The organism is Streptomyces racemochromogenes (assembly GCF_044129415.1).
Lineage (GTDB): Bacteria > Actinomycetota > Actinomycetes > Streptomycetales > Streptomycetaceae > Streptomyces > Streptomyces racemochromogenes_A.
This window is the reverse complement of the sequence record NZ_JBBDHD010000234.1, coordinates 1-5,579: the sequence shown is the minus strand read 5'-3', so window position 1 is coordinate 5,579 and position 5,579 is coordinate 1. Positions and strand designations below refer to the sequence as shown.

6 protein-coding genes are annotated in these 5,579 nt (G+C 72.3%); 3 read left to right on the top strand and 3 right to left on the bottom strand.

What is annotated here, in order from left to right:
• From WDV06_RS36050 to WDV06_RS36040, 3 genes are all read right to left on the bottom strand, one after another.
• The coding region (locus WDV06_RS36050) for an NADH-quinone oxidoreductase subunit C (RefSeq protein ID WP_395514028.1) at nt 1-678 on the bottom strand (678 nt) is incomplete at its 3' end.
• On the bottom strand, nt 675-1,277 hold the full coding sequence (locus WDV06_RS36045) for an NADH-quinone oxidoreductase subunit B (protein ID WP_395514027.1): 603 nt from the start codon (nt 1,275-1,277) through the stop codon (nt 675-677). The genes WDV06_RS36045 and WDV06_RS36050, both read right to left, overlap by 4 nt.
• On the bottom strand, nt 1,268-1,675 hold the full coding sequence (locus WDV06_RS36040) for an NADH-quinone oxidoreductase subunit A (RefSeq protein WP_395514026.1): 408 nt from the start codon (nt 1,673-1,675) through the stop codon (nt 1,268-1,270). The genes WDV06_RS36045 and WDV06_RS36040 overlap by 10 nt, the downstream gene beginning before the upstream one ends.
• A 156-nt stretch (nt 1,676-1,831) precedes the next feature.
• Between WDV06_RS36040 and WDV06_RS36035 the strand changes: the two genes are divergently transcribed.
• From WDV06_RS36035 to WDV06_RS36025, 3 genes are all read left to right on the top strand, one after another.
• On the top strand, nt 1,832-2,992 hold the full coding sequence (locus WDV06_RS36035) for a sensor histidine kinase (RefSeq protein WP_395514025.1): 1,161 nt from the start codon (nt 1,832-1,834) through the stop codon (nt 2,990-2,992).
• A gap of 146 nt (nt 2,993-3,138) precedes the next feature.
• Nucleotides 3,139-4,404 (top strand): sensor histidine kinase, encoded by a 1,266-nt coding sequence (locus WDV06_RS36030; protein ID WP_395514024.1) that lies wholly within the window; start codon nt 3,139-3,141, stop codon nt 4,402-4,404.
• Between the two features lie 128 nt (nt 4,405-4,532).
• A complete protein-coding gene (locus WDV06_RS36025; RefSeq protein ID WP_395514029.1) occupies nt 4,533-5,192 on the top strand; it encodes a response regulator transcription factor in 660 nt (219 codons plus the stop codon).
• The last annotated feature ends 387 nt before the right edge of the window (nt 5,193-5,579 follow it).

Genomic DNA, 5,579 nt, shown 5'->3' with positions numbered 1-5,579 from the left:
CGGTGAGCCGGTCCAGTTCGGCGCGGACGACGTCGGCCGGCGGGGGTTCGGGGAAGACCCTGCGGTGGAGGGCCGGGCCGGGCGGGCCGGGGCCGGGGGGAGCTGGCCCTTGAGGGGGCCCCACTCGTTCGGGTCCGGGACTCCGGGCGGGAGCATCTGGCGCCGCTTGGGCGCGTCCGGGTCGTGCGCCTCGCCCGGCTCCTTGGCGCCGGGCCACGCCTTGGCGACGCGCGCCGCCAGGACGAAGTCCTTGCGCAGCGGGTGACCCTCGAAGTTCTCGGGGAGCAGGAGGTGCACGAGGTGCGGGTGGTCGGTGAAGACCACGCCGAACATCTCGTACGTCTCGCGCTCGTGCCAGGCCGCGCCCGCGTAGACGGCGACCGCCGAGGGGAGGGACGGGGAGGCGTGCGGGACGGTCGTGCGCAGCAGGAGGCGGCGTACGCGGCCGCCCTCCAGGGCGACGACGTGCGCGCAGATCCGGAAGCCGGTGCCCGGCTCGTCGACCGCGCTCAGCCAGTCGAAGTAGGTGCAGCCCAGCTTGTCGCGGGCGATCTCCAGCGACGGGATCCAGGAGCCGGCCGGGACGTCGACGGTGAGGACGTCGTAGGCGACGGAGGCCACGGCCTCGGCGCCGAAGACGGTCGGGGCCGCGTCGGGGAGGGAGTCATAGGGGTTCACGCGCCGCCTCCCGGCGCGGGCGGGGGCGTCACCAGGCCGCTGGTGAGCTGCGCGACGGACGGCCGGTCCGCGTACCGCTCGGCCAGCGACTCCCGAGCGATCTTCTCCTGGAGCTTGAGGATGCCCTGGAGCAGGGCCTCGGGGCGCGGCGGGCAGCCCGGCACGTAGACGTCGACGGGGATGATCTGGTCGACGCCCTTGGTGACCGAGTACGAGTCCCAGTAGGGGCCGCCGCAGTTGGAGCAGGCGCCGAAGGAGATGACGTACTTCGGTTCGGGCATCTGTTCGTAGAGCCGCTTGACCGCCGGGGCCATCTTGTCCGTCACCGTGCCCGAGACGATCATCAGATCGGCCTGGCGCGGGCCGGGCGCGAAGGGGATGACACCCAGCCGGATGAAGTCGTGCCGCGCCATGGACGCGGCGATGAACTCGATCGCGCAGCAGGCGAGGCCGAAGTTGAAGACCCACAGGCTGTAGCGGCGGCCCCAGTTCAGGACCACCTTCATCGGCTCGGGCGCCAGGCGGGAGAGGACCCCCAGCCTCCTGGGTTCCGGGAGGGAAACGGGCTCCGGTGTCACGGCAGCCGGTGTCACGTCCATTCGAGGACGCCCTTCTTGTACGCGTAGAGCAGGCCGACGGCCAGGAATCCCAGGAAGACGAACATCTCCACCAGGGTCGTGGCGCCGTAGCCGGCGGCGGCGAACACCGTCGCCCACGGGAAGAGGAAGATCGAGTCGACGGCGAAGATGACGTAGAGGAACGCGTAGACGTAGTAGCGGACCTGGGTGTGCGCCCAGCCCTCCCCCACGGGATCCACACCGCACTCGTACGTCAGCAGCTTCTCGGGCGTCGGGACCACGGGCCGCAGCAGCCGGCCGGCGCCGAAGGCCACGGCGACGAAGAGCACGCCGAGGACGGCGAGCAGGCCGACGGCCGCGTAGCCGTGGAAGTAGTCCGCGGCGGTCACGGTCCCGCTCGATACCGTTGGTCCGGGCACGTCCGTTCCTCGCTCCTCGGCCACTGTCGACGTTCTCGATGATCTGGTACGGACGGGAGTCTAGGCCCTGGCCCGCACAGGGTGGGGTTACCCCCCGTTTACTCCCGCCTGGTCACCCCATGGCTTTGCGGGGGTGGAATTGGCAGGCTGGGCCGCATGACCGCGAACGATCATGCCCCCGCTCCCCCTCCCGTCCGGCCCGCCTTCGACGGGTCCACGTGGAAGGAGATCGCCTACCTGCTCCTCAATCTGCCGGTGGCGTTGATCGGCTTCGTTTACACGGTTGTCATGCTTGCGACGGCGGGCGGGCTGGCGGTGACGGTGATCGGCCTGCCGGTGCTGCTGGCCGGCCTGTACCTGTCCCGGCAGCTGGGTGTGCTCGAACGCGTACGGGCGCGGGCCCTGCTGGGGGTGCGCGTCGACGAGCCGAGCCCGTTGCCGGGGCCGCGGCGCTCCGGCGGGTTCTTCCCCTGGCTGTGGTCGGGGATCAAGGACCCGGTGGCGTGGCGGACCGTGCTGTTCGAGCTGGTCCGGCTGCCCTGGGGGGTGCTGACCTTCAGTATCGCCCTTGTCGGGCTGTTCCTGCTCTGGCCGGTGCTGCCGTACGTCGTGCGGCTGCTGGCGAACTTCGACCGGCTGATGGTACGCGGCCTGCTGTGCCCCTCCGACGGGCTGGAGCGGCGGATCGCCGAGCTGGAGTCGGGACGCGGGGTCGTCGTGGACACGGCGGCGGCCGACCTGCGGCGCATCGAGCGCGACCTGCACGACGGGGCCCAGGCGCGGCTGGTGGCGCTGGCCATGGGACTGGGCCTGGCCAAGGAGAAGCTGCTGGAGGACCCCGAGGGCGCGGCGGCGATGGTCGACGAGGCCCACGGCGAGGTCAAGCTCGCCCTCCAGGAGCTGCGGGACCTGGCGCGGGGGATCCATCCGGCGGTACTGACGGACCGGGGACTGGACGCGGCCCTGTCGTCGGTGGCGGCGCGGTGCCTGGTGCCGGTGAAGGTGTCGGTGCGGCTGCAGGAGCGGCCGGCGGAGGCGATCGAGGGGATCGCGTACTTCACCGTGTCGGAGCTGCTCCAGAACGTGAGCAAGCACGCGGCGGCGCGGGAGGCGAGCGTCGAGGTGTGGCGCGAGGGGGAGCGCCTGCTGATCCGCGTCGCGGATGACGGGCGGGGCGGGGCGCGGACGTCCGGCGGGGGCGGGCTGGCGGGGCTCGCGGAGCGGGTGCGGGCGGTTGACGGGGGGTTCGTGGTGGAGTCCGCCGCGGGGGCGGGGACGGTGGTGGTGGCGCAGCTGCCGTGGCGCGGCCGCGCGTAGGGGTCGACCGGGGGGGGCGCCTGGGCGGGGCCGCATCGGGTGGGGTTAACCCCCCGTCCGGGACGCCGACCCGCCGGATGGTTCCCGGGACCCCGTGCGGCGGAGGGTGGAGGGGTTGCCGGACGGGATGGAAGTGGGTCGGGGATATGCGGACGGGTCGGGACGTGTTGCTGGCGCCCGTGGCGGGGCGGATGTGGCGGGAGCTGTTGTTCCTGCTGGTCGGGCTGCCTTTGAGCACGCTGTACTTCGGGCTCGCCCTCGCGGGGGTGACCACCGGGGCCGGGCTGCTCGTGACGTTCGTGGGGGTGCCGGTGCTGGCCGGGGTGCTCGCGATGTGCCGGGGGTTCGGATACGTGGAACGGGCCCGGGTGCGCGGGCTGCTGCGGGTGCCGGTCGGGGATCCGGCGCCGGTGCGGGCGGCGGAGCGCGGGGTGCCGGCCGCGCTGGGGGCGCTGCTGAAGAGCGGCAGCGCCTGGCGGCACGTGCTGTACTCGGTGATCCACTTCCCCTGGGCGGTGTTCTCCTCCTGCCTCGCGCTCGTGCTGTGGGGCTACGGGTGGGGCATGCTGCTGTACCCGCTCTGGTTCTGGGTCTTTCCGGCCTTCACCCGCCAGCCCGGACTGCAGCTGTTCCAGAACGGCGACTACACCTTCTACCTGGATTCGCCGTTGGCCATCGCCGCGGCGGGCGCGGTCGGGCTGGGGTTCACGCTGGTCACGCCGTGGGTCGTCCGGGGGCTGGTGGCCGTCGACCGGGTCCTGGTCACCGGGCTGCTCGGTCCCTCCCGGCTGGACCACCGGGTCAGCGAGCTGGAGTCCGACCGCGGTGTGGTCGTGGACACGGCGGCGGCCGATCTGCGGCGCATCGAGCGCGACCTGCACGACGGGGCGCAGGCGCGGCTGGCGGCGCTGGCCATGGACCTGGGGCTGGCGAAGGAGAAGCTGGCCGAGGACCCGCGGGCCGCCGCCCGCATGGTGGACGAGGCGCACGGCGAAGTGAAGATCGCGCTCCGGGAGCTGCGGGACCTGGCCCGGGTGATCCATCCCGCCGTCCTGACCGACCGGGGGCTGGACGCGGCGCTGTCCTCGGTGGCCTCGCGGTGCGCCGTTCCCGTACGGGTGGAGGTGGACCTGCCGGCCCGGCCCGCGCCGGCGATCGAGGGGATCGCGTACTTCACGGTGTCCGAGCTGCTGGAGGACGTCGGCCGGCACGCGGGCGCGCGCAGCGCCAGCGTGGACGTGTGGCGGTCCGGGCAGCGGCTGATGATCCGCGTCGCGGACGACGGCCACGCCGAGGGCAGCGGTTCGGCCGGGCTCGCGGAGCGGCTGGACGCCGTGGACGGCGTCCTGGTCGTGGACTCGGCTCAGGGCCGGGGTACGACGGTGACGGCGGAGCTGCCCTGGCGGGCCTGACGCCGGTACGGGGCGGGCTTCCGCCCCGGCCTTGATCCCGGACGGACCGGAACCGGGGCTTCGGCTGGGATGCTTGCATGCCGAGTGGGTATGCGAGTGGGCGGGAGCTTCTCAACGTGGACAACAGGGTGCGGGTCGTCATCGCCGAGGATTCAGTGCTGCTCCGTGAGGGCCTGACCAGGCTGCTGACCGACCGGGGGCATGACGTCGTGGCGGGCGTCGGGGACGCGGAAGCCCTCCTCAAGACCGTGGCGGACCTGGCGGCCGAAGGAGCGCTGCCGGATGTGGTGGTGGCCGACGTACGGATGCCGCCGACGCACACCGACGAGGGCGTACGGGCCGCGGTCCGGCTGCGCCGTGACCATCCCGGCATCGGCGTGCTCGTGCTGTCGCAGTACGTCGAGGAGCAGTACGCCACCGAACTGCTGGCCGGTTCCACCACCGGGGTGGGCTACCTGCTGAAGGACCGCGTGGCCGACGTGCGCGAGTTCCTGGACGCCGTCGTCCGGGTGGCCCAGGGGGGTACGGCCCTGGATCCCGAGGTCGTGGCGCAGCTGCTGGGCCGCAGCCGCAAGCAGGACGTCCTGGCCGGTCTGACCCCGCGGGAGCGCGAGGTGCTCGGACTCATGGCGGAGGGACGGACGAATTCCGCTGTAGCCAAGCAGCTCGTGGTGAGTGACGGGGCCGTGGAGAAGCACGTCAGCAATATCTTCATGAAGCTGGGTCTGTCTCCGAGTGACGGGGATCACCGGCGCGTACTGGCGGTTCTGACCTACCTCAGGTCTTGATCGACTGACAGTCTGTCAGTAAGCCACGCGGCGGCGCCGCCGTCCGACGGCCGGGTGATTTGGAATATTGCGCATAGAGCACGACGTCTGTCGGAAAGACCGCCCCGCGCGGGGCGGTCCAGAATGCGGGCGGCCCAGGGACGGATGACGTCGCGGACGTAGGGTTGGCCTTGGGAGTGAACGCCCGCGCCTCGAAGGAGGTCCAGTTCAGTGACCAGCCAGGTCAGTAGCCCGGCCGAGCAGGCCGACGGGGCCGGCGGGGCCATCGGTGAGCAGCGCAGCGCGCCTCGGCCCGATGGTGCCGGCAAGGAGATCCGCCGTGTCGACCGGGTGATCATCCGTTTCGCGGGTGACTCGGGTGACGGTATGCAGCTGACGGGTGACCGT

Excerpts from the sequence above, each read along its gene's own strand:
- WDV06_RS36045 (WP_395514027.1), bottom strand. The coding sequence starts at position 1,277 with ATGGACGTGACACCGGCTGCCGTGACACCGGAGCCCGTTTCCCTCCCG.
- WDV06_RS36035 (WP_395514025.1), top strand. The coding sequence starts at position 1,832 with ATGACCGCGAACGATCATGCCCCCGCTCCCCCTCCCGTCCGGCCCGCC.
- WDV06_RS36030 (WP_395514024.1), top strand. The coding sequence starts at position 3,139 with ATGCGGACGGGTCGGGACGTGTTGCTGGCGCCCGTGGCGGGGCGGATG.